Raw genomic sequence first — 22,395 nt, 5'->3', positions numbered from 1 at the left:
TGCTAACTTCAGCCGAGTTAGCTTAGGCAACACTCGTGAAGGGGCGGGCCACGCATGAACAACGGTGACGCGGCTCTATTGACACCGCAACCCCGCGTGGACGAGGAAACCCTGAGCCGCTTCGCCACCTGCTGCCGTGCCCTGGGCATCCCGGTGTACCAGCGGCAACGGCCGGCCGACCTGGCCGCCGCCCGCGCCGGATTCGCCGCGCTGACCCGGATCGCGCACGAGCAGTGCGACGCCTGGACCGGCCTGGCCGCCGCCGGTGACCAATCGCCTCGGGTGCTGGCCGCCGTCTCCCAGACCGCCGCCACCGCCGGGGCGCTGCAGCGGCGCCTGGACCTGCCGGCGGGGGCTTTGGGCTTCCACTACGACACCGGGCTGTACCTGAAGCTGCGCGCCACCGAAGCCGACGACTTCCACCTGGCCCACGCCGCACAACTGGCGATGGCCGGCCGGTGCGCCGAGGCGAACGCGGTGGTCGCCGAGATCACCCAGCGGCGTCCGGACTGGAACGACGCGCGCTGGCTGGCGATCGCGGTGAACCACCATGCCGGGCGCTGGTCGGACATGGTCAAACTGCTGACCCCGATCGTCAACGACCCCGACCGCGACGAGCTGTTCACCCACGCCGCCAAGATCGCCTTGGGCATCGCCCTGGCCCGGCTGGGCATGTACGCCCCGGCGCTGTCCTACCTGGAGGAGCCCGACGGTCCGATCGCGGTCGCCGCCACCGACGGAGCGCTGGCCAAGGGGCTGATCCTGCGGGCGCAGGGTGACGACGAGACGGCCGAGGAGGTGCTGCAGGACCTCTACGCCGCCAACCCGGAGAACGAGCAGGTGGAGCAGGCCCTGCTCGACCACAGCTTCGGGATCGTCACGACCACCGCGGCCCGGATCGAGGCGCGAACCGACCCCTGGGACCCCGAGACCGAGCCGAGCGCCGAGGACTTCATCGACCCGGCCGCCCACGAACGCAAGGCCGAACTGCTGGCCGAGGCCGAGCGCGAACTCGGTGAGTTCATCGGGCTGTCCGAGGTCAAGAACCAGGTGCAGCGGCTCAAGAGCTCGGTGGCCATGGAAGTGGTGCGCAAGCAGCACGGCCTGGCCATCGGCCAGCGCACCCACCACCTGGTGTTCGCCGGCCCTCCCGGGACCGGTAAGACCACCATCGCCCGCGTGGTGGCGAAGATCTACTGCGGCCTCGGGCTGTTGAAGAAAGAGAACATCAAAGAGGTGCACCGTGCCGACCTGATCGGTCAGCACATCGGTGAGACCGAGGCCAAGACCAACGCGATCATCGACAGTGCGCTCGACGGCGTGCTGTTCCTCGACGAGGCCTACGCGTTGGTGGCCACCGGCGCCAAGAACGACTTCGGCCTGGTCGCCATCGACACCCTGCTGGCGCGGATGGAGAACGACCGCGACCGGCTGGTGGTGATCGTCGCCGGCTACCGGGCTGACCTGGACCGGTTCCTGGACACCAACGAAGGCCTGCGGTCGCGGTTCACCCGCAGCATCGACTTCCCGTCGTACCAACCGCCGGAGCTGGTCGAGATCGCCTACAAGATGGCCGAGCAGCGCGACAGCCGCTTCGAGCAGTCCGCCCTCGAGGAGATGCAGGCGCTCTTCGGCCAGCTGGCCGAGGCGTCGCATCCCGACGCCAACGGGATCGCCCGGCGCAGCCTCGACATCGCCGGCAACGGCCGGTTCGTCCGGAACCTCGTGGAACGCTCCGAGGAGGAGCGCGAGTTCCGGCTCGACCACTCCGAACAGTCCGGGACCGGTGTGTTCACCGATGAGGAGCTCATGACCATCACGACCGAAGACGTCCGTAACTCGGTGACGCCGTTGCTGCGCGGGCTGGGCCTGGAGGCGAACGCGTGAGCGCCGCTCAGCAAGACCGGACCGATTTGATGGACGGAGAGCGGCGTTCGTTCGCCTCCCGCACCCCGGTCAACGAGAACCCCGACCGGGTCGAGTACCGGCGCGGTTTCGTCACCAAGCACCAGGTCAGTGGCTGGCGGTTCGTGATGCGGCGGATCGCATCCGGCGTAGCCCTGCACGACACCCGGATGCTCGTGGAGCCGCTGCGCTCGCAGGCGCGTGCGGTTCTGATGGGCCTGCTGGTGCTGGCCACCGTCGCGGGCGGCTGCTTCGTGTTCACCCTGATCTGGCCCAACAGTGCGGCCGCCAACGATCCGGTGCTGGCGGACAAGTCGACGTCGGCGCTGTACGTGCGTGTCGGCGACCAGCTGCACCCGGTGCTGAACCTGACCTCCGCACGGCTGATCGTCGGGCGTCCGGTCAACCCGACCGCGGTGAAAAGCACTGGGCTGGACAAGATTCCGCGCGGCAACCTGATCGGCATACCGGGCGCCCCGGAGCGGATGGTGCAGAACGCCAGCCGCGACGCGGACTGGACGGTGTGCGACTCGGTCGCCGGAACGAACGCCGGGGTGACGGTGATCGCCGGGCCGCTGGGCGACGGCGGCTCCCGGGCCGGGGCGCTGGATGCCCAGCGCGCGGTGCTGGCCGACAACGGTTCCGGCGCCTGGCTGTTGTGGGAGGGCAAACGCAGCCGGATCGACCTGTCCGACCGCGCCATCACCGGTGCGCTCGGGATCGGCGAGCGCGGCTCGGTCGTCCCCGCGCCGCGTTCGATCTCCACCGGCCTGTTCAACGTGATCCCGGAGGCGCCCGCACTGACCGCGCCGCTGATCCCCGGCGCCGGTGACAAGCCGTCGTTCGACCTCCCCGCGGCCGCCCCGGTCGGCGCGGTCGTGGCCGCGCACACCCTCGAGGGCGGCTCCGACGCGACCGTGCGCTACTACGCGGTGCTGCCGGACGGTCTGCAGCCGATCCCCGGAGTGCTCGCCGCGGTGCTGCGCAACACCGACTCGCACGGGCTGGAAAAGCCGCCGCTGCTCGGCGCCGACGACATCGCGCGGCTGCCGGTCTCCCACGCGTTGGACACCTCCCGCTTCCCCGAAAAGCCGGTCAGTCTCACCGATCCCGTGCAGGAACCACTCACGTGCGCGCATTGGAGTAAACCCGCCGGCGCCAGCACCAGTGCGCTGACGCTGCTGTCCGGCTCCTCGCTGCCGCTGCGCGACGGGGTGCGCACCCTGGATCTGGTCGGCGCCGGAGTCGGCGGCACCGCCGCGCGGGTCGCACTGACCCCGGGCACCGGCTACTTCACCCAGAGTGTCAGCGGCGACCCGACCGCCGAACCCACTGCGGGGCCACTGTTCTGGATCTCCGACACCGGGGTGCGCTACGGGGTCAGCACCGAAGGCGGCGGCCCGGAAAATTCCAGCGGCGACACCGTGGCTGCGCTCGGGTTGAGCCAGCCCGCGCTGCCCATTCCGTGGTCGGTGCTGTCGCAGTTCGCCCTTGGACCGACCTTGTCGCGCTCCGACGCGCTGCTCGCCCACGACGGGTTGGCGCCGGATCAACGGCCCGTCCGCCGCGCTACGGCCGACCTGGGCGCCACTAACGGGGGAGAGACCCGATGAGTCGTTTGATTTTCGAGGCGCGTCGTCGGCTGCCGGCGCCGCCGACCGACAAGGGCACCATCACCATCGAGCCGCCGCCGGAGTTGCCGCGGGTGGTGCCGGCGTCGTTCTTGCAGCGGGCGTTGCCGGTGGTGATCGTGATTTTGATCGTCGGCATGGTGATCGCGATGGTCGCCACGGGTATGCGGTTGATCTCACCGGTGATGTTGTTCTTCCCGTTCGCGTTGCTGGTCGCGGCGGCGGGTATCTATCGGGGCGGGGACAAGAAGGCCCGCACGGTCGAGGTCGACGCCGAGCGCGCCGATTATCTGCGGTATTTGTCGGTGGTCCGTGACAACATTCGGGGTTCGGCGGCCAAGCAGCGGGCGGCGGCGGAGTGGTCGCACCCGGATCCGTCGGAGCTGGCCGTGGTGCCGGGTTCACGCCGGCAGTGGGAGCGTGACCCGCACGACGAAGATTTCCTGGTGGTGCGCACCGGTCGGCATTCGGTGCCGCTGGCCAGCGCCGTGCGGGTAGCCGACACGGCCGACGAGATCGACCTGGAGCCGGTGTCGCACAGCGCATTACGCAGTCTGCTCGACACCCAGCGCACGGTGCGTGATGTGCCGGTCGGGGTGGATCTGACGCAGGTCTCCCGGATCACGGTGCTCGGGGAGGGCGAGGACGCCGCGGATGAGGTGCGCGCGGCGGTGCGGGCCTGGGTGGCCCAGGCCGTCACCTGGCACGACCCGACGGTGTTGGGGGTGGCGTTGGCTTCGCCGGAGTTGGAGTCGCCGGCGTGGTCGTGGTTGAAGTGGTTGCCGCATGTGGATATCGCGGGTCAGGTCGACGGTGTCGGCCCGGCTCGGTACCTGGCCGGCAGCGCCGAGGAACTGGCGGTGCTGTTGGCGCCGGTGCTGGCCGAGCGGCCGGCGTTCACCGGTGGGCCCGCCGAGTCGGGCCGGCATCTGCTGGTGATCATCGATGACCCGGACTTCGATGTGGCGGCCTCGTCGTTGGGCGCCGCTCGCGCCGGGGTCACCATCGTGCAGCGCGGTGCGGTGGCACCCAACCGGGAGCAGTACTCCGACCCCGAGCGCCCGATCCTGCGGATCAGCGTCGGCGGGACCTCGATCGACCGCTGGCAGAGCGGTGGCTGGCAGCGCTACGTCGACGACGCCGACCGTCTCGGCGCCGAAGAGGCGGCGCATGTGGCGCGGCGGCTGTCGCGGTGGGATTCCAACCCGACGCATGCCGGGCTGCGTTCGGCGGGCACCCGGGGGGCGACGTTCACCACGCTGCTGGGTATCGCCGACGCCTCGCGGTTGGATGTGCCCGCATTGTGGGCGCCGCGGCCCCGTGAGGAGGAGTTGCGGGTGCCGATCGGGGTGACCGCGACCGGGGAGCCCCTGATCTTCGACCTCAAGGACGAGGCCGAGGGCGGCATGGGCCCGCACGGGTTGATGATCGGCATGACCGGCTCCGGTAAGTCGCAGACGTTGATGGCGATTCTGTTGTCGCTGTTGACCACACATTCGGCGGATCGGCTGATCGTGATCTACGCCGACTTCAAGGGGGAGGCCGGCGCGGACATCTTCCGGCACTTCCCGCAGGTCGTGGCCGTCATCTCGAACATGGCCGAGAAGAAGTCCCTGGCGGATCGGTTCGCCGACACGTTGCGCGGTGAGGTGGCGCGCCGCGAGTTGTTGCTGCGCGAGGCCGGCCGCCGTGTTCAGGGCAGCGCCTTCAACTCGGTGACCGAGTATGAGGCGGCGATCGCCGCGGGGCATGATCTGGCGCCGATCCCGACGTTGTTCGTCGTCGCCGATGAGTTCACATTGATGCTGGCCGATCACCCCGAATACGCCGAGTTGTTCGATTACGTGGCGCGCAAGGGCCGTTCGTTCCGGATCCACATTCTGTTCGCGTCGCAGACCTTGGATGTCGGCAGGATCAAAGACATCGACAAGAACACCTCGTACCGGATCGGGTTGAAGGTGGCCTCGCCGAGCGTGTCGCGGCAGATCATCGGGGTCGAGGATGCCTACCACATCGAATCGGGCAAAGAACACAAAGGCGAGGGCTTCTTGGTGCCCGCACCCGGGGCGGCGCCGATCAAGTTCCGCTCCACCTACGTCGATGGGATCTACGACCCGCCGCGCCAATCACGTGCCGTGGTGATGCACGCCCTGCCCGAACCGAAACTGTTCACCGCGGGTGCGGTGGATGCCGGGCAGGAGACGACGATCGTTGAGGCCGAGGATGAGACGTTGGGTCCGCCGCGCAAGCTGATCGCCACCATCGGTGAGCAGTTGGCCAACTACGGGCCGCAGGCCCCGGCATTGTGGTTGCCGCCGCTGGATGAGCCGATCCCGCTGGCAACGACGTTGGCCCGGACCGGAATCGGCGAGCGGCAGCTGCGCTGGCCGTTGGGTGAGATCGACAAACCGTTCGACATGCGCCGTGACCCGCTGGTCTTCGATGCCCGCTCGGCTAGCGGCAACCTGCTCATCCACGGTGGCCCGAAGTCGGGTAAGACGACGGCGTTGCAGACGTTCATGCTCTCGGCGGCGCAGCTGCACTCCCCGCGCGAGGTGACTTTCTACTGCCTGGACTACGGCGGCGGACAGTTGCGGGCGATGCAGGACCTGGCCCATGTCGGCAGTGTCGCATCGGGTTTGGAACCCGAACGGATCCGGCGCACCTTCGGCGAACTCGAACAGTTGTTGACCGCCCGTCAGCAGCGCGGAGCGTTCCGCGACGGCGGTATCGGGTCGCTCAACGACGGCTACGGTGAAGTGTTCTTGGTCATCGACAACCTGTACGCCTTCAGCCGGGACAACACCGACCAGTTCAACACCCGGAACCCGTTGCTGGCCAAGGTGACCGAGCTCGTCAACGTCGGCCTGGCCTATGGCATCCACGTGGTCGTCACCACCCCGAGCTGGCTCGAGGTGCCGTTGGCGATGCGCGACGGGCTCGGGCTGCGCCTGGAACTGAAACTGCATGACCCGCGTGACTCCAACGTGCGGGTGGCCGGGGCCTTGACCCGCCCGGCCGAGGCGGTGCCGGCCAATCAGCCCGGCCGCGGCCTGACCATGGCCGCCGAGCACTTCCTGATCGCCCAACCCGATCTGGGCCAGATCGCCGAGATCAATGCCCGCCACCCCGGCCTGGCGGCCCCGCCGGTGCGGCTGCTGCCGACCAACCTGGCCCCCGAAGAGGCCGGGACGCTCTACCCGGCTGCCGAAACTGTGGTGATCGGGGTCCGCGAAGAAGACCTGGCACCGGTGGCGGTGGACTTCACCGCCAACCCGCTGGTGCTGGTGCTCGGCGATGCCAAATCCGGCAAGACCACCCTGCTGCGCCACATCATCCGCACCGTGCGGGACAACAGCACCGCCGAGCAGGTGGCGTTCACCGTGCTGGATCGGCGCCTGCATCTGGTCGACGAACCCCTGTTCGCCGACAACGAGTACACCGCCAACATCGACCGGGTGATCCCGGCGATGCTGGGCCTGTCGGCGCTGATCGGCTCGCGGCGGCCACCGGCCGGTTTGTCGGCAGCGGATCTGGCGGGGTGGAGCTATGAAGGCCACACCCACTACCTGATCATCGACGATGTCGATGCCATCCCCGACACCCCGGCCCTCACCGGACCGTATGCGGGGCAGCGGCCGTGGACCACCCTGATCGAGTTGCTGTCTCAAGCAGGCGATCTGGGACTGCGAGTTGTTGTCACCGCACGCGCCACCGGCTCGGCACACGCGCTGATGACCAACCCGCTGCTGCGCCGCCTCAACGACCTGCAAGCCACCACGTTGATGCTCTCGGGCAATCCCGCCGACAGCGGCAAGATCCGCGGCCAACGCTTCGGCCGGCTACCCGCGGGCCGGGCGATGCTGCTGGGCGACAGCGACGAACCCACGTACCTGCAACTCGTCAACCCGTTGTTCACCCAGAGTCTGACGCGCTGATGCGCAGCGAAGTGAAGCGATAGCGATAAAGAAGGAGGAGGAACAGTCATGACGCTCAATGTGGTTCCGGAAGGTCTCGCCGCCGCCAGTGCAGCGGTGGAGGCCCTGACCGCTCGTCTGGCGGCCGCACAGGCCAGTGCCGCTCCGCTGATCACCGCGGTGGTGCCGCCGGCGGCCGACCCGGTCTCGCTGCAGACCGCCGCCGGATTCAGTGCGCAGGGCAGCGAACACGCCGCGGTGGCCGCTCAGGGCGCCACCGAACTCGGCCGCGCCGGTATCGGTGTCGGTGAGTCCGGCGTCAACTACGCCGTGAGTGATGGTGCGGCCGCTGCGACCTATGGCGGCGGCAGCGTCTGATGATGTCCGCCCCGGTCTGGATCGCCTCCCCTCCGGAGGTGCATTCAGCATTGCTGAGCAGCGGTCCCGGACCGGGTCCGCTGCTGAGCGCTGCCGGGGTGTGGAATGCCCTGAGCATCGAGTACGCCACGGTCGCAGACGAATTGACCGCGTTGCTCGGTGCGGTGCAGGGCGGCGCCTGGCAGGGCCCCAGCGCCGAGCAGTACCTGGCGGCCCACGTGCCCTACCTGGCGTGGCTGGGCAAGGCCAGCGCCGACAGTGCCGGGGTGGCCGCCCAGCATGAGGTGGCGGCCTCGGCCTACACCACCGCGCTGGCGTCGATGCCGACACTGGCCGAACTGGCCGCCAACCACATGACGCACGGGGTGTTGGTCGCCACCAATTTCTTCGGTATCAACACGATCCCGATTGCGCTCAACGAAGCCGACTACGTCCGGATGTGGATCCAGGCGGCCACCACCATGAGCACCTACCAGGCGGTGTCCGGTGCCGCGCTGGCGTCGGCGCCGCGCCCGGTGCAAGCACCTCCGGTGGTCAAAGCCGACTCGGCGCAGCCCGCGGCGGACACCCCGGTCGGCTCGGACTTCTTCACCCAGCTGTTCAACCAGCTCGGTCAGTTGCTGCAGGATCCGGCCGGGGTGATCCGGGAGATCCTGGGCGGCGGCCCCGCCGCCTTGACGACGTGGTTCCCGCTGCTGTTCTTCATCGCCTACGAGGCGTTCTTCATCCCGTTCGGTTTCACCTTCTGGGGCGTGGTGCTGTCCGCCCCGGCATTCTTGCCGATCATCCTGGGCGCGGCCCTGAGCCAGCTGCCTACCATGGGTGAGCCCGGTGTGGACGACACGGACGAGCCGATGACGCCGGTTTCCGTCGCCCCCTCTGAGCGGCCGATCGCGGTGGTGACCGGTTTCGCCTCCGGTATCGCCACGCCGGGCGCGCCCGTAGTGTCCGGGGCACCGGCCGCGCCGGCGGTGGCGCCCCCGCCACCGGCGACCGGAGTGCTGGGTTTCGGGTACCTGATGGGCGGCACCGACCCGGGCACCGGGCTGGGGCCGACCCTCACCGACCGCAACAAGGCGCAGGCACCGGCCTCTCGGGTGCCGGCGGCCGCGGTGGGGGTGACCGCCTCGGCGCGCGACAAGGCCCGGGCGCGACGGCGCCGGCGTGCGGTGCTGCACGACCACGCCGACGAGTACATGGACATGGATTCGGGTCCGGCCGGTCCGGTGGAGCAGCCGGCCGCTTCCGGCTCGGATCGCGGGGCCGGGGCGCTGGGCTTCGCCGGAACGGTGGGCAAGCGCAGCACCTCGACCGCGTCGGGCCTGGCCACCCTGGCCGACGATGGCTTCGGTGGGGGCCCGAGCGTGCCGATGTTGCCCGACACCTGGAGTGAGAACGATCGTGGCGGTCCGGAATCGGAATCGCCAGTAGAAGTATCGAAGGAAGAGAAGGGAGTGCGGCGATGAGTATGTTGGATGCCCATATTCCGCAGTTGGTGGCGTCGGAGTCGGCGTTTGGGGCCAAGGCGGCGTTGATGCGGTCGACGATGGCGCAGGCTGAGCAGGCGGCGTTGTCGGCGCAGGCGTTTCACGTGGGTGAGGCGGCGGCGGCGTTTCAGGGGTCGCATGCGCGGTTTGTGGCGATGGCGGCGCGGGTGAATGCGTTGCTGGATATGGCGCAGGCGAATCTGGCGGATGCCGGTAGCACCTATGTGGCTGCTGATGCGGCGGCGGCGTCGGGTTACACCGGGGTTTAGGGAGGAGCAGTCTGATGTCGCAGATTATGTATAACTACCCGGCGATGTTGGCCCATGCGGCTGAGATGAATGGGTATGCGGGCACGTTGCAGGCCGTCGGTGCGGATATCGCCAGTGAGCAGGCGGCGTTGTCGGCGGCGTGGCAGGGCGATACGGGGATGACGTATCAGGCGTGGCAGGCGCAGTGGAATCAGGCGATGGAGGAGTTGGTGCGGGCCTATCACGCGATGGCGACCACGCATGAGACCAACACCTTGATGATGAACGCCCGCGACACCGCCGAAGCCGCCAAGTGGGGCTGAGCCAGGTGATCCGCTCGACGAAGGAACACTGCTCCCCATGAACAGGGGTGCTGAGCCCAACGCCGCTGAACTGACCGTCGAGCAGGCCTGGTACATCGCGGAAACCATTGGCGCCGGGTCTTTCCCGTGGGTATTGGCGATCACCATGCCCTACACCGACGCCAGGGAACGCGGTGCATTCATGGCGCGCCAGCGCGATGAACTCACCCGGATGGGAGTTGTCTCGCCGGACGGCACGGTCAATAAGAGCGTGGCCGACTGGATCCGGGTGGTGTGCTTCCCGGACCGGTGGCTGGACCTGCGTTACGTGGGTTCACCGTCCAGCGGGACCACCGAGATGCTGCGCGGCATCGTGGCGCGCCGCGACCAGGGCAGCGGTAAGCCCACCCGGACGGTGGTGGCGCTGCGCAACGCTCAACTGGTCACCTTCACCGCGATGGACATCGACGACCCGCGGCTGCTGGTACCGGTGCTCGGGGCCGGGTTGCGGCAGCGCCCGCCGGCGAAGTTCGACGAGTTCACCTTGCCCGCCCGGGTCGGTGTGCGCGCCGACGAGCGGTTGCGCGCCGGGGCCCCCCTCGCCGAAGTCCTTGACTACCTGGGCATTCCGGCCTCGGCGCGACCGGTCGTGGAATCGGTGTTCTCCGGTCCGCGCAGCTATGTAGAGGTTGTCGCGGGCTGCGCCCACAACGGCCGGCACACCACCACCGAGGTGGGCATGAGCCTGGTCGACGCCGACGAAGGCCGCATCCTGGTCACTCCCTCGCAGGCCTTCGACGGCGAGTGGGTGTCGACCTTCCGGCCCGGAACCGACTTCGCGACGGCTATCGCGATCGAACAACTGACCGCCACGCTGCCCGACGGGCAGTGGTTCCCCGGTCAGCGACTGTCCCGAGATTTCACCACCCAGCTGACCTAAACAGAGATAAAGAGTAGGGAACATCAATGACCGACGCCCCGGCGCTGACCAGCGCCGTCATGCCGATCGTCCGCATCGCGGTGCTGTCCGACAGCCGGCTGACCGAGATGGCCGTACCCGCGGAGTTGCCGCTGCGCGAAATCCTGCCCGCGGTGCAACGCCTGGTGGCTCCCGACACCGATGACAGCGAACCCGCCGACGGTGCGACCGCACGTCTGAGCCTGGCGCCGGTCGGCGGCGCACCGTTCAGCCTGGACGCCAGCCTGGACACGGTCGGGGTGGTGGACGGCGACCTGCTGGCGCTTCGCCCGGTGCCGGTCGGCCCGGCTGCGCCCGGCATCGTCGAGGACATCGCCGACGCCGCCGTCATCTTCTCGGCGTCCCGGCGTAAGCCCTGGGGGGCCAGCCACATTCAGCGCGCCGCCCTGGCCGCCGGGGCCGGGCTGATCTTCGCGGCCACCGGGCTGGCCACCGCCCATCGCGCGCTCACCGGCGAACCGGCGGGCCTGTTCGCGGTGATCGCCATCGCGGTGGTCACCGTCCTGGCAGCGCTGGCCGCCCGGGCGCGTTCGGCGGAAGCTACGCTGCCGCTGTCGATCGCGGCGTTGGTTCCGGTCGCCGCCGCAGGCACGCTGGCGGTACCGGGCCTGTTCGGCCCGGCCCACCTGGTGCTGGGCGCCGCCGCGGTCAGCGCGTGGTCGTTGATCTACCTGATCGCGCCCGCAGGCACGACAGACCCCGGCTCGCTGGACGGCCGCGGTGAACGTGGGATCGCCTTCTTCACCGCCGCCGTGGTCGCCGGCCTCGGCGTGCTGGGCGCGGCGGCCGTGAAATCCTTCTGGGAGCTTCCGCCTCTCAGCCTCGGCTGCGGGCTGATCACCGCCTCGCTGCTGCTCACCGTTGCCGCTCCGCAGGTTTCGGCGTTGTGGGCGCGACTGCCGCTGCCGGTGATCCCGGCTCCGGGCGACCCGACCCCGTCGGCGCTGCCGCAGAGCGTGCTCGCGGACCTGCCGCGCCGCGTTCGGGTCACCGAGGCCCACCAGACCGGCTTCATCGCCGGCGCCGTGCTGCTGGCCGTACTCGGTTCGGTGGCTATCGCCTTTGAGCCCGAAGGACTTTCGGGCTGGGCCTGGTATGTGGTGGCCGGCATCGCGGTGGCCTCGGTGCTGCGCGCCCGGGTGTGGGATTCCGCGTGGTGCAAGGCATGGCTGCTGGCCCAGCCGCACCTGACCGCCGTCGTGCTGCTGATCTGCTACGCCGCGACCGGGCGGTATGCGGCCGCCTTCGGTGCGGTGCTGGTACTGGCCGCCCTGGTGGCGGTGTGGACGGTGGTCGCGCTGAGCCCGACCGTCGCATCGCCGGACAGCTACTCGCTACCGGTGCGGCGACTGGTGGGTTTTTTGTCCTCCGGTGTCGACGCCACCCTGATCCCGGTCATGGCCTACCTGGTGGGCATCTTCGCCTGGGTTCTGTCTCGATGACAAGATCCACCACCAAGGCCGGAATGGCCGGCGCGGCAGTGGCATTGACGCTGCTGCTGGCCGGTCCGCCGGCGTCGGCGATCACCCCGCCGAAGGTCGATCCGACGGTGCCGCCGCCCAGTGGGGCACCCGGCCCCGTCGCGGCGATGGAGCAGCGCGCCGACTGCGCGAGTTCGGGCCTGCTGCCCGGCAGCGACGTCAGCACCGCACCCGCCGGACAGCGGATGCTCGACCTTCCCGCGGCGTGGCAGTTCACCCGCGGCGAAGGCCAGACGGTGGCGGTCATCGACACCGGTGTGCGGCCGGGCCCGCGGCTCCCGGCGGTGGAGCCGGGTGGCGACTACATCGGCACTACCGACGGCCTGACCGACTGCGACGGGCATGGGACGCTGGTCGCCGGGATCATCGCCGGTCAGCCCGCGCCGGACGGGCAGGACGGTTTCACCGGCGTGGCCCCGGCGGCGCGGCTGTTGTCGCTGCGAACCGCCTCGGCGACCATCTCGCCGAGGTTGGCCGGGGACGACCCCCGCACGACCCGCGTCGTCGTCGACATCACCGCCTTGTCGCGGGCCATCGTGCACGCCGCCGACCTCGGCGCACGGGTCATCACCATCTCCACCACGACCTGCCTGCCGGCCGACCGCAACATCGACCAGACCGAGCTGGGTGCTGCGCTGCGCTACGCGGCGGTGGAGAAGGACGCGCTGATCGTGGCGGCGGCCGGCGACAGTGGGCAGACCGGATCGGTCGGCGGCGGCGGCGAGGCCTGCGAGTCCAACCCGCTCACCGACCTCAGCCGGCCGCATGACCCGCGAAACTGGACGGGCGTCACCTCGCTGTCGGTGCCGTCATGGTGGCACCCGTACGTGCTGTCGGTCGCGTCGCTGTCCCCGGCGGGGCACCCGTCGGCGTTCACCATGGCGGGGCCCTGGGTGGGCGTCGCCGCCCCGGGCGAGGACATCGTCTCGGTGAGCAACCGCGACGACGGTTCTCTGGCCAACGGGCTTCCCGGCAACCAGGGCAGGCTGGTGCCGCTGTCCGGCACCGGGTATGCCGCCGGGTATGTCGCCGGGGTGGCCGCGCTGGTCCGCAGCCGCTACCCCGAGCTGAATGCCATGCAGGTGGTGCACCGGATCGTCTCCACCGCCCACAACGGCGCTCGCGCCCCCTCGGGCTTGGTGGGGGCCGGCACCGTCGATGCGGTCGCCGCTCTGACCTGGGAACTGCCGCCGGTTGCCGATCCGGCCGACTCGCCGTCGAAGAAGCTCTCCCCACCGCCGGCTCCGCAACCCGAGGACCCGGCGCCGCGGATCGTGGCCTTCGCTGGCACCGCGCTGCTGGCCGGGCTGGTCGCCGCGGTCGCCGTCGGTGCCGCAGCAGCCGCCCGCCGACGAAAGGAAAACCAGCTGTGAGCCCGCACCGTTCCACCATTCCCCGGCCCGGGCCGGCGCGAATCACCCTGGTGCTGCTGGCCGTCGTGCCGGCGGTGCTGGCCTACCCCTGGCCCACCACCCGGGACCGCTGGGTGCTCGGTGTGGGTGTCGCCGTGGCGCTTGTCCTGCTGAGCTGGTGGCAGGGACTGCATCTCACCACCATCGTGCGCCGCCGGCTCGCCATGTTGCGCTCCCGCAGCGGCGCGCACACCGACCGGCGCGCACACTCCGGCGCACGGGCCACCGCGGCGCTGCGGATCACGGCCTCGGCGGCCGGAGGCACGCTGCCGCTCTCGCTGATCGCCGGCTACCTGAACCGCTACGGCCTGCGGGCCGACGCGGTACGCATCGCCAGCCGCGGTTCGTCGCCGGAGGGCGACGCGGCCGGCTCGGACACCTGGATCGGCCTCACCTATTCGGCCGCACCGAATCTGCCGGCGCTGCAGGCCCGTTCGCCCAAGATCCCGCTGCAGCGGACCGCTGAGATCGCGGCCCGGCGGCTGGCCGACCATCTCCGTGAGATCGGTTGGGATACCGCACTTGTCGACGGCGACGAAATCCCCTCGCTGATTGGCGCGGGGGCGCGGGAAACGTGGCGGTCGGTTGTCGACGGCTCCGGCGGTCACGTCGCCGCATATCAGGTCGCGATCGATGCGGCGCTGACCGACACGCTGAGCCGGATCCGGGCGTCGAACGCCGAGGAAACCTGGACCACGCTGGAATTCGCCGACGAGGCGGGTCAACTCACCGTCGCCGCGGCGTGCGCCCTGCGCACCGGTTCGGCACCCGACGGCGCTGCCCCCCTGGCCGGTCTGGTGCCCGAGCAGGGCAATCACCGCGCGGCGCTGATGGGTCTGCATCCGCTGTCCGGGAGTCGCCTCGACGGCCACCTGGGGCTGTCGGAGGGCGAACTCGCCGGGCTGAGCTGGCCCGTCGCGGCAGCCGGTGTGGCCGCCCGCTAGAACATGTAGCCCCGCAGGAATGCCGTCATCCGGCGCAGGTAGGCGGGCTGGCTGACGTGCAGTATGTGGTTGCCGGGGAACCAGTGCAGTGCGCAGTGATCCCAGTGCCGCCACAGCATTTCGGACTGTTCCGGTGGCGCGAGCCGGTCGCCCAGGCCGGTGATGATCAGCCGCCGGTCCTTGGCCACCAACGGGGAGTAGTTCAGCGGGGAGTGGTAGGCGGTGGCGGCGGTGAAATCCTTGTGGGGGACGCTGCCCAGCCGTTGACCGGCATGTACCAGCATGTTGGCCGGAAACCAGTCCCGGATCTCCGAGTCGACCGAGACCACCGGCACATTCGGAATCACCGCCTGCAGTCGAGGTTCGACGGCGGCCAGCAGCGCACTGGTGTAGCCGCCCAATGACAGCCCGGTCAACGCGATGCGGTCGACACCGGTGAATTCGAGATAGTCCACCACCGAACGGAAGTCGAAAACGGCTTGGGCCATCGCCTCGGCGAAGCCGGACATGCCGTGCGAGAAGATGCCGTATCCGCTGAAGGGGGAGTACTTTTCGGCACGCCGCCCGTGGAAAGGCAGGGTGAACAACACGACGTCATAACCGGATCGGTAGAACCAGGGCAGCGAGAAGAACAGGCCGTTGAACAAATACGCCGACCCCATGAACCCGTGGATGACGCACAGTGTCGGCCGTGGCCCGTCGTCGTGGCGCCAATGCTGAAATCGGGCGAGGTTGTTCTGGGACAGGGCACTCCAGGAGTCGCGCATGGCCGGGTTGACCGCCTCGAAACCGCTGTGGAAGGCCACGTTCTCCACCACCCCGCGCGCCACCCGTTCGGCGAGCGGATTGGCCCGTCGAGACGAGATCCGGGGCAGCGATGCCGGGGCCGCAAACGAGCGGGCCGGGTCGTGTTCGGCGGCCAACTCGGCGTAGAACGCCAGCCGGTCCCGCTCCCGCCGCGACTCCTCGCGCCCGAAAGCGGTGGTCAGTATCGACGGGATCATCGCCGCGGCGACCATCGAGGCGACCGCGGTGCGCAACCCGATATCGGACACCGCCGAGGCGTCGACGATCAGCTTGTCGCGCAACGACAACTCGCTGCGGTCCGGCAGACCGTGCGCGCCGGCGTCCTCGCCCGCGATGTCGGGGATCGGGATGGGCGGAGTGAGGGGGGTGGCGTCAGGGGTCACGGTCGCCGGCCTTTCTCGGGTGCGGTCGCCCCCGTGGAGGCGCGGGGCACCGTCAACCGGATGGTAGCGCGACCCCGAACAGGTGCGCGGCATTGTCGTGGAGAACCCCACGCAGCCAGGCATCGTCGATGCCGGGAACCGCGGTGATCGCGGTCAGCGCCTCGAGATAGCCGTACGGGATGTTCGGGAAATCGCTGCCGAACACGATCCGGTCGCCCGCGGCGCGGACCCGCGCCTGTTCGCCGGCCGGAAACGGCATGAGTTCGTCGACGAACGCGGTGAACGCCATCGTGGTGTCCAGGTGTACGGCGACCGAATCCAGGCAGATATCGAGGAAATCACGGTATTCCGGCATGCCCATGTGCGCGATGATGAGGGTCAGCCGCGGATGGCGTCGCAGTAGCCGCCGAATCGGTTCCGGGCCGGTGAACCGTCCGGGCTGTGGCCCCGAACCGCAGTGGATGACGACCGGAATGCCGGAATCCTCGATCACGCCCCAAACCTCGTCGAGCAGGGGGTCATTCGGGTCGTAGTCGCCGACCTGGATATGTGCCTTGAACACGCGGGTACCCGAACGGATCGCCGAAGCGACGTACTCGGCCGCGCCCGGCTCCGGATAGAACGTCGCGGTGGCAAGACAATCCGGTGTCTCACGGGCGAATTCAGCCGACCACTGATTGAGCCATTCGGCCATCTGCGGTTTGTGCGGATAGACCAGCGAGGTGAATCGGCGCACCCCGAACGCCCGCAGTGCTTCGACGCGGGCGGCCTCATCGGTGCGGTAGGTGATGGCCCAGCTGCGGCCCACCATCGGGCCTGCCGAGTCGAAGTAGTTCCACACCTTGTCCATCACCGATTTCGGCATGAAATGTGTGTGCACATCGATGATCCCGGGCAATCCGAGCCCGCCCCAGATCCGTCGCACCGTGGTGGCTTCATCGTCGTGTGTCACGACTGCTCCCAGCTGTTCTCGGAGACGAACTCGTTCAGCGGTTTCCGGTACGCCCAGTCGTCGAGCTCAAGGGCCGGGCGGTCGGGGAACTCCGGGACCGGGCCCAGACACAGGATCGCCACCGGCTCGGCGTCGGCGGGCATGCCCAACAGCTGCGCGAGCGGCTGCGGTTCGAACAGCGACACCCACCCCATGCCCAGGCCCTCGGCACGGGCGGCCAGCCACAGGTTCTGGATGGCGCACGACACCGACGCCAGATCCATCTGCGGCAACGTCCGGCGCCCGAAGATGTGGGCCTGCCTGCCCTCGCGCAACGCCACCACCAACAGCTCGGCGCAGTCGCGGATACCCTCCACCTTCAGCGCCAGGAATTCCTGTTCCCGCTGCCCGAGCGCACGCGCGGTGCGGTGGCGCTCCTCGTCGACCAGGGCGTGGATGGCACGCCGCAGGGTGTCGTCGGTGATCCGGACGAAACGCCACGGCTGCATGAGCCCCACACTCGGTGCGGCGTGCGCCGCCGCCAGCAGGCGCGCCAGCACGTGCGGATCGACCGTGCTGTCGGGTATGAACCGGCGCATGTCGCGTCGTTCGGCGATCACCCGGTAGACGGCTTGGCGCTCCGGTGCGCTGAAGGAAGGATCGGCCACGCGATCATGGTAGGAGCCACACGAAGGGACACCCGCGATGAAACGTCTGGAACTGCTCGGCCAGCTGCCCACCGGCGATGCCGGGAGCCTGGTCTACGGCGAACCGCACCACACCCCCGACGGCACCACCGTCATCACCGCCACCCGGATCCAGGCCCCCGGACCCGACGGGGCCGCGGTGACCGCCACGCCGGTGGGCGTTGTGGTGATCCGCGGTGACCGGGCCAGGTGGGTGGCCGCGGTCAACGCGGACCGAATCGCGCTGCTGGGGGTGCTCACCGGCCTGGTGTCTGCGGTGATCGCCTCACTGGCGGTGCTGCGCCGCCCACCGTGGCCGGACCTGCGGGCCGCCGTCGTTCGCCGCGAAGGCGATGTATGACGCGTTCGGCGGCGCGCACGACGGTTCTGGTGTCGGTGGCCGCCGCCGCGGCGGTGTATGTCCTGATGCTGCTGGGCTACCGGCAGGGCTGGGGCTGGCTCGCCGCCGTCGACTCCGCCGCGCTGGACGCGAGCCACGACATCGGCATCAAGCATCCGGTCTGGGTGCGGTTCTGGGACGGAGTGTCCACGGTCTTCGAACCGGCGGTGTTCCGGCTGGTGGCCATGGCCGCGGTCGTGGCCGAGGTGGTGCGGCGCCGGTTGCGCTCGGCGCTGTTCCTGCTGGTGGCGGTCGAGATGAGCGGGTTGCTCACCGTGCTGGCCAAGGGTTCGGTCGATCGGCCCCGGCCGGTGACCGCGTTGGCCGCGGCAACGTCGTCGTCGTTTCCGTCCGGGCACGCCCTGGGGGTGACGGTGGGGGTGGGCGCACTGCTGGCGCTGACGCTGCCGATGCTGCGGCGCGGGGCCCGGGTGGCCGCGGTCTGCGCCGGCGTGCTGGTGGTGGCCGCGGTCGGTGTTGCCCGGGTGGCGCTCAATGTGCACCATCCGTCCGACGTGCTGGCCGGCTGGGCCATGGGCTGGGCGTACCTGGTGATCTGGGCGGTGCTGCTCAGGCCGTGGCGGGTTGACCGGCCGGGGCCCGCACCGCAAGATGATCTTGATGACCAGCTGTGAGCCCGACCCGGTCGGGGCGCTCGTCTGCTCCCGCAAGGGCTGCAGCGCCGAAGCGACCGTCGGCATGCTGTGGAACAACCCGAAGCTGCACACCCCGCAGCGGCGCAAAGTCTGGCTGACCTGCCCCGAACACCGGGAGTACTTCCGCGGCTACCTGTCCTCGCGCGGGCTGCTCAAATCAGAGGTCCCGGTCGAAGATCTCGAGCGTCGCGCGGAACCGTAACAGCCCGGCGCGCCGGGCCCGGTGTTTGACCTGCCCCCGGCGGGAACCGATGATGAGCCAATGCGCCGACTGCTGAGCCTGTTCTGCGCTGCGCTGTGCACAGCCGGTTTGACGCCGGTCGCATCGCCGAGCGCCCGGGCCGATGTCAACCCGTGGTTCGCCCAGTCCGTCGGCAATGCGAGCCAAGTGATTTCCGTTGTCGGGGTGGGTGGTTCGGACGCCAAGATGGACGTCTACCAACGCGGTGTGACGGGCTGGCAGCCGGTCGCCGCGGGAATCCCCACCCATGTCGGCTCGGCCGGAATGGCGCCGAAGGCCAAGAGCGGCTATCCGGCGACGCCGATGGGTGTCTTCACGCTGCCGTACGCGTTCGGTACCGCACCGAATCCCGGTGGGGGACTGCAGTATGTCCAGGTGGGTCCGGACCACTGGTGGGACGGCGACGACCACAGCCCGACCTTCAACACCATGCAGGTCTGCAAGAAGGCGCAGTGCCCGTTCGATACCAACGAGAGTGAGAACCTTCAGATCCCGCAGTACAAGCACGCGGTGGTGATGGGTGTCAACACCGCCCGCACCCCGGGCGACGGCGCGGCCTTCTTCTTTCACACCACCGACGGCGGCCCGACCGCGGGCTGCGTGGCCATCGACGACGCCAAGCTGGTGCAGATCATTCAGTGGCTGCGCCCCGGCGCGGTCATGGCCATCGCGCAGTAGGGCGCAACAGCGGTCGTCAGGCCTCGGCGCAGTACGTCGAACGGGCGATGCTGACGAACTGGTGCGCCTTGGTCAGGGTCAGGCTGGGGTTGGCGTTCTTCACGCCTTTGGCGGCCTGGTTGGTGCTGTGGCCGGAGGCGAGATACTCGCACACCGTGTGGCCGCCGGCCACCGCGTCGACGGGGTTCGGGTAGGAGATCCCCACCTGGTCTAGTGCGCCGAGGAACCCGCTGTCGGAGGGCTCGGCGGCCGCCGGTGCGGCCAGGCCGAGCAGACCGGCCGCTGTGACTGCGGCCAACACGGGTTTGCGGACCTTCATGACATCCTCCGTGGGTTTCAGCTGGGGCAGAACGCGCTTCGCGAAAACGCCACGAACCGGGCGGCGTTCTTCACCGAGAGGCTGCGGTTGGAGATCTTCAGGGCACGCGCGGCGGCGTCCGGTCCATGCCCGGACTGCAGATAGTCGCAGACCTGCCTGCCGACCGCGACGGCCTCCTGGGGATCGGTGTACTCGATGCCCGCCTGATCGACCGCGGCGAGAAACACTGCGTCAGGGTCGTTCTCGGCGTGTGCGGGTGCGGCCAGGCCGACCAATGCGGCGGCTCCGACCGCTGTCACCATCCATCGTGCGTACTTCACAATGCAATGAGCATCGCTGCCCCGAATTAACCGATTGCAGCGTCAAAATGAATGCCAGGTGAACACCATCCGTCTGGTGCGCGACGTGCCGTCACATAGGGGCCGCGCGCTCAACAATTCATCGGCACGCCACCGTGTTGACCACCTCGTCGTAACCTCCGGTTCACCTGGCGCGCGTTACGTGGAACCTCGCGCAAGACCGCCGAAGACCACAGGAGCTGAGCGAGGAGACGCCGTGTACCTGGACTACGGGGTACTGCCTCCGGAGATCAACTCCGGACGCTTGTACACCGGCCCCGGCTCCGGATCGATGATGACCGCCGCCGCCGAGTGGGAGAAGCTGGCCGCCGAGGTGCACGCCGCCGCGGCCGCCTACGACTCGGTGACTTCCGGATTGGCCACCGGCCCCTGGACCGGCCCGGCGGCGACGGCGATGGCAGCCGCCGCGCAACCGTACGTGACGTGGCTGCGCGGTACCGGCGCCCAGGCCGAACAGACCGCCCGGCAGGCGCTGGCCGCCGCGGAAGCCTATGCGACCGCGCTGGCGGCCGTGGTCCCCCCGGCGGTGATCACCGCCAACCGCACCATGCTCACGCAGCTGGTCGCCACGAACTTCTTCGGGCAGAACTCGCCGGCGATCGGTGAGGCCGAGCGTCAGTACGCCGAGATGTGGGCCCAGGACGCCGCCGCCATGTACCGCTACGCCGGTTCCTCGGCCGCAGCGTCGGCGCTGACCGCCTTCAGTCAACCGCCGCAGACCACGAACGCGGCCGGCCAGCTCGCGCAGTCCGCCGCGGTCACCCAGGCCGGGTCCACCGCGGTCGCCGGCAACACGACCACGGCGCTGTCGTCGCTGACCTCGATAATCGGTCAGGTGTCGCCGTTCACCGGGCTGGCGACGCAGGGGATGAGCGCCACGATGACGGGCTGGTCCGGCACGGCGAACTTCCTCAGCAACCTCAACAACGGCATTGGTCTGACGGCCTTCAACGCCGAAAACCCGGGCGGCCTGGGCGAGATCCTCAACCCGCCGTTTCTCGGCCCGGCCGGCCTGGGCCCGGGCGGGCTGAACCCGGGCGGGGGCCTGGGGAGTGCCGGTCTGGGCGGCGCCGGCTTGTCGGCGAGCGCGGGCAACGCCCTCAAGATCGGTGGACTGTCGGTGCCGCACGGCTGGGCGATGCCGGCCACCCTGGCCTCCAATGTCACCCCGGCGGGCCTGGCTGCCCCGGCGTCCGGCGCGCCGATGGCTCCGGCCGTCTCCGGCGGCGTGCCGGGCACGGCATTCGGCGAGACCCTGCTCGGCACCCTGGCCGGTCGCGGCCTCGGAGCCGCGACCGCCCGAGCCGCTTCGAACCGTCGCACGGTGGTGCCGCGCCCACCGGCAGCAGGCTGATCCGAAACCGACATGGATTTTGCGTTACTTCCTCCCGAGGTCAACTCCGGAAGGATGTACACCGGCCCGGGGGCAGCACCGATGCTCGCGGCGGCGGCGGCCTGGGACGCCCTGGCCGCCGACCTGGAGACGGCGGCCGTCGGCTACTCCGAGGTGGTTTCGAGCCTGATCGGCCACGAATGGTCCGGCCCGGCGTCGGCGGCGATGGCCAAGGCCGCGGCGCCCTACATCGCGTGGCTGCAGCAGAGCAGCACCAAGGCCGAAGAGACCGCGATCCAGGCCAAAACGGTTGCCGCAGCGTATGAGACCGCGTTCGCAGCGACGGTGCCGCCGGCGGTGGTGGCCGCCAATCGGACGTTGCTCGCGACACTGGTCGCCACCAATTTCTTCGGGCAGAACACCCCGGCCATCGCCGCAACCGAAGCGCACTACGTCGAGATGTGGGCGCAAGACGCCATGGCGATGTACGGCTACGCAGTTACCGCGGCACCCGCCAGCACACTGCCGCCGTTCGACGAGCCACCGCAGACCACCAACCCGGCCGGGCTCAGCGCCCAGTCCGCTGCGGCGTCACACGCGGCCGGCACCGGCGGCCAGACCCAGCTGAATGCCGCGATACAGGCGGTGCTGCAACAACTGTTCCCACCGGCCGGCTCGTCGGATACGGCGCCGGCGTCGCTGGCCGACCTGATCAACCCGCTGACGCCCTACACCAGCGTCGCGGCCAGCGGGATCAGCTTCGACTCCAGCATGTACACCGTGGTGAGCAACGGTGCCGGCTGGGGGCGGCTGCTGTACGTCCGCGGCGGCGTCGGGGGCGCATTGACGTTTGAGGGGCTGGGACCACGCGGTGTGCTGTCGGCGGCCACGACACCGGCGGTGGGGGCGGGCCTGGGC

The 22,395-nt window shown here is 69.7% G+C and carries 22 protein-coding genes; 17 read left to right on the top strand and 5 right to left on the bottom strand.

Features of this window, described 5'->3' with window-relative positions:
• Positions 1-54: 54 nt before the first annotated feature.
• Genes eccA through eccE form a run of 11 tightly spaced genes read left to right on the top strand, consistent with a single transcriptional unit; the run spans position 55 to position 14,684 of the window.
• Positions 55-1,887 (top strand): type VII secretion AAA-ATPase EccA, encoded by a 1,833-nt coding sequence (gene eccA / locus BST28_RS10120; RefSeq protein WP_083080877.1) that lies wholly within the window; start codon positions 55-57, stop codon positions 1,885-1,887.
• Between the two features lie 29 nt (positions 1,888-1,916).
• Positions 1,917-3,518, top strand: a complete 1,602-nt coding sequence (eccB, locus tag BST28_RS10115) for a type VII secretion protein EccB (protein ID WP_083080875.1) — start codon at positions 1,917-1,919, stop codon at positions 3,516-3,518.
• Positions 3,515-7,474, top strand: a complete 3,960-nt coding sequence (gene eccCa / locus BST28_RS10110; protein ID WP_083080874.1) for a type VII secretion protein EccCa — start codon at positions 3,515-3,517, stop codon at positions 7,472-7,474. The genes eccB and eccCa overlap by 4 nt, the downstream gene beginning before the upstream one ends.
• A 48-nt stretch (positions 7,475-7,522) precedes the next feature.
• Positions 7,523-7,831 (top strand): PE family protein, encoded by a 309-nt coding sequence (locus tag BST28_RS10105; RefSeq protein WP_019737497.1) that lies wholly within the window; start codon positions 7,523-7,525, stop codon positions 7,829-7,831.
• A gap of 2 nt (positions 7,832-7,833) precedes the next feature.
• Positions 7,834-9,297, top strand: a complete 1,464-nt coding sequence (locus BST28_RS10100) for a PPE family protein (RefSeq protein WP_083080873.1) — start codon at positions 7,834-7,836, stop codon at positions 9,295-9,297.
• Complete coding sequence (locus BST28_RS10095) at positions 9,294-9,587, top strand: hypothetical protein (RefSeq protein WP_019738936.1); 294 nt, start codon at positions 9,294-9,296, stop codon at positions 9,585-9,587. Before BST28_RS10100 ends, BST28_RS10095 begins: the two co-directional genes overlap by 4 nt.
• A 14-nt stretch (positions 9,588-9,601) precedes the next feature.
• Complete coding sequence (locus BST28_RS10090; protein WP_019738935.1) at positions 9,602-9,889, top strand: WXG100 family type VII secretion target; 288 nt, start codon at positions 9,602-9,604, stop codon at positions 9,887-9,889.
• Between the two features lie 37 nt (positions 9,890-9,926).
• Positions 9,927-10,808 carry an ESX secretion-associated protein EspG gene (locus BST28_RS10085; RefSeq protein WP_019737341.1) on the top strand — a complete coding sequence of 294 codons (882 nt, stop codon included), beginning with the start codon at positions 9,927-9,929 and terminating at the stop codon, positions 10,806-10,808.
• A gap of 44 nt (positions 10,809-10,852) precedes the next feature.
• A complete protein-coding gene (eccD, locus tag BST28_RS10080) occupies positions 10,853-12,289 on the top strand; it encodes a type VII secretion integral membrane protein EccD (RefSeq protein WP_065287961.1) in 1,437 nt (478 codons plus the stop codon).
• Positions 12,286-13,701: a type VII secretion-associated serine protease mycosin gene (gene mycP / locus BST28_RS10075; RefSeq protein WP_083080872.1), complete on the top strand. Its 1,416-nt coding sequence runs from the start codon at positions 12,286-12,288 to the stop codon at positions 13,699-13,701. Before eccD ends, mycP begins: the two co-directional genes overlap by 4 nt.
• Positions 13,698-14,684 (top strand): type VII secretion protein EccE, encoded by a 987-nt coding sequence (eccE, locus tag BST28_RS10070; RefSeq protein WP_019737386.1) that lies wholly within the window; start codon positions 13,698-13,700, stop codon positions 14,682-14,684. The genes mycP and eccE overlap by 4 nt, the downstream gene beginning before the upstream one ends.
• Here the strand turns inward: eccE and BST28_RS10065 are convergent.
• The 3 genes from BST28_RS10065 to bluB are packed head-to-tail and all read right to left on the bottom strand — an operon-like array spanning position 14,681 to position 17,473.
• A complete protein-coding gene (locus BST28_RS10065) occupies positions 14,681-15,874 on the bottom strand; it encodes an alpha/beta hydrolase family protein (RefSeq protein WP_083080935.1) in 1,194 nt (397 codons plus the stop codon). The genes eccE and BST28_RS10065 overlap by 4 nt on opposite strands.
• A 52-nt stretch (positions 15,875-15,926) precedes the next feature.
• Entirely contained in the window at positions 15,927-16,826 is a 900-nt protein-coding gene (locus BST28_RS10060; RefSeq protein WP_019737384.1) for an amidohydrolase family protein, read from the bottom strand.
• Positions 16,823-17,473, bottom strand: a complete 651-nt coding sequence (gene bluB, locus BST28_RS10055) for a 5,6-dimethylbenzimidazole synthase (protein ID WP_019737383.1) — start codon at positions 17,471-17,473, stop codon at positions 16,823-16,825. The genes BST28_RS10060 and bluB overlap by 4 nt, the downstream gene beginning before the upstream one ends.
• A 37-nt stretch (positions 17,474-17,510) precedes the next feature.
• On the opposite strand from bluB, the gene BST28_RS10050 reads away from it, so the two are divergent.
• From BST28_RS10050 to BST28_RS10035, 4 genes are read left to right on the top strand one after another with little or no spacing between them, the layout of a single operon-like run.
• The gene (locus tag BST28_RS10050) at positions 17,511-17,852 is read left to right on the top strand and encodes a hypothetical protein (protein ID WP_083080871.1); all 342 of its coding nucleotides are present in this window, start codon (positions 17,511-17,513) and stop codon (positions 17,850-17,852) included.
• Complete coding sequence (locus BST28_RS10045; RefSeq protein ID WP_019737381.1) at positions 17,849-18,526, top strand: phosphatase PAP2 family protein; 678 nt, start codon at positions 17,849-17,851, stop codon at positions 18,524-18,526. Before BST28_RS10050 ends, BST28_RS10045 begins: the two co-directional genes overlap by 4 nt.
• Positions 18,513-18,749, top strand: coding sequence for a hypothetical protein (locus tag BST28_RS10040; RefSeq protein WP_065287892.1), 237 nt, complete (start codon positions 18,513-18,515; stop codon positions 18,747-18,749). The genes BST28_RS10045 and BST28_RS10040 overlap by 14 nt, the downstream gene beginning before the upstream one ends.
• Positions 18,750-18,809: 60 nt before the next feature.
• Positions 18,810-19,466, top strand: coding sequence for a L,D-transpeptidase family protein (locus BST28_RS10035; protein ID WP_019737379.1), 657 nt, complete (start codon positions 18,810-18,812; stop codon positions 19,464-19,466).
• A 16-nt stretch (positions 19,467-19,482) separates the two neighbouring features.
• On the opposite strand, the gene BST28_RS10030 is transcribed toward BST28_RS10035, so the two are convergent.
• On the bottom strand, positions 19,483-19,785 hold the full coding sequence (locus BST28_RS10030) for a DUF732 domain-containing protein (RefSeq protein ID WP_065287891.1): 303 nt from the start codon (positions 19,783-19,785) through the stop codon (positions 19,483-19,485).
• 17 nt (positions 19,786-19,802) lie between these two features.
• Entirely contained in the window at positions 19,803-20,087 is a 285-nt protein-coding gene (locus BST28_RS10025) for a DUF732 domain-containing protein (protein ID WP_065287959.1), read from the bottom strand.
• Positions 20,088-20,340: 253 nt separating this feature from the next.
• On the opposite strand from BST28_RS10025, the gene BST28_RS10020 reads away from it, so the two are divergent.
• Both BST28_RS10020 and BST28_RS10015 read left to right on the top strand, forming a co-directional pair.
• Positions 20,341-21,498, top strand: coding sequence for a PPE family protein (locus BST28_RS10020; RefSeq protein WP_234808246.1), 1,158 nt, complete (start codon positions 20,341-20,343; stop codon positions 21,496-21,498).
• 12 nt (positions 21,499-21,510) lie between these two features.
• A partial coding sequence (locus BST28_RS10015; protein WP_109560679.1) for a PPE family protein occupies positions 21,511-22,395 on the top strand: 885 nt, incomplete at its 3' end.

It is taken from the genome of Mycolicibacter kumamotonensis (genome assembly GCF_002086285.1).
Classification (GTDB): domain Bacteria; phylum Actinomycetota; class Actinomycetes; order Mycobacteriales; family Mycobacteriaceae; genus Mycobacterium; species Mycobacterium kumamotonense.
The sequence above is the reverse complement of the archived record's forward strand: the minus strand, read 5'-3'. Positions and strand labels throughout refer to the sequence as shown.

Coding starts and splice junctions, on each gene's coding strand:
- eccB (WP_083080875.1), top strand. CDS start 1,917: ATGGACGGAGAGCGGCGTTCGTTCGCCTCCCGCACCCCGGTCAACGAG.
- BST28_RS10105 (WP_019737497.1), top strand. CDS start 7,523: ATGACGCTCAATGTGGTTCCGGAAGGTCTCGCCGCCGCCAGTGCAGCG.
- BST28_RS10025 (WP_065287959.1), bottom strand. CDS start 20,087: ATGGTGACAGCGGTCGGAGCCGCCGCATTGGTCGGCCTGGCCGCACCC.
- BST28_RS10100 (WP_083080873.1), top strand. CDS start 7,834: ATGTCCGCCCCGGTCTGGATCGCCTCCCCTCCGGAGGTGCATTCAGCA.
- BST28_RS10030 (WP_065287891.1), bottom strand. CDS start 19,785: ATGAAGGTCCGCAAACCCGTGTTGGCCGCAGTCACAGCGGCCGGTCTG.
- BST28_RS10035 (WP_019737379.1), top strand. CDS start 18,810: ATGCGCCGACTGCTGAGCCTGTTCTGCGCTGCGCTGTGCACAGCCGGT.
- BST28_RS10040 (WP_065287892.1), top strand. CDS start 18,513: ATGACCAGCTGTGAGCCCGACCCGGTCGGGGCGCTCGTCTGCTCCCGC.
- BST28_RS10045 (WP_019737381.1), top strand. CDS start 17,849: ATGACGCGTTCGGCGGCGCGCACGACGGTTCTGGTGTCGGTGGCCGCC.
- eccCa (WP_083080874.1), top strand. CDS start 3,515: ATGAGTCGTTTGATTTTCGAGGCGCGTCGTCGGCTGCCGGCGCCGCCG.
- BST28_RS10090 (WP_019738935.1), top strand. CDS start 9,602: ATGTCGCAGATTATGTATAACTACCCGGCGATGTTGGCCCATGCGGCT.
- BST28_RS10050 (WP_083080871.1), top strand. CDS start 17,511: ATGAAACGTCTGGAACTGCTCGGCCAGCTGCCCACCGGCGATGCCGGG.
- mycP (WP_083080872.1), top strand. CDS start 12,286: ATGACAAGATCCACCACCAAGGCCGGAATGGCCGGCGCGGCAGTGGCA.
- eccA (WP_083080877.1), top strand. CDS start 55: ATGAACAACGGTGACGCGGCTCTATTGACACCGCAACCCCGCGTGGAC.
- BST28_RS10095 (WP_019738936.1), top strand. CDS start 9,294: ATGAGTATGTTGGATGCCCATATTCCGCAGTTGGTGGCGTCGGAGTCG.
- BST28_RS10085 (WP_019737341.1), top strand. CDS start 9,927: ATGAACAGGGGTGCTGAGCCCAACGCCGCTGAACTGACCGTCGAGCAG.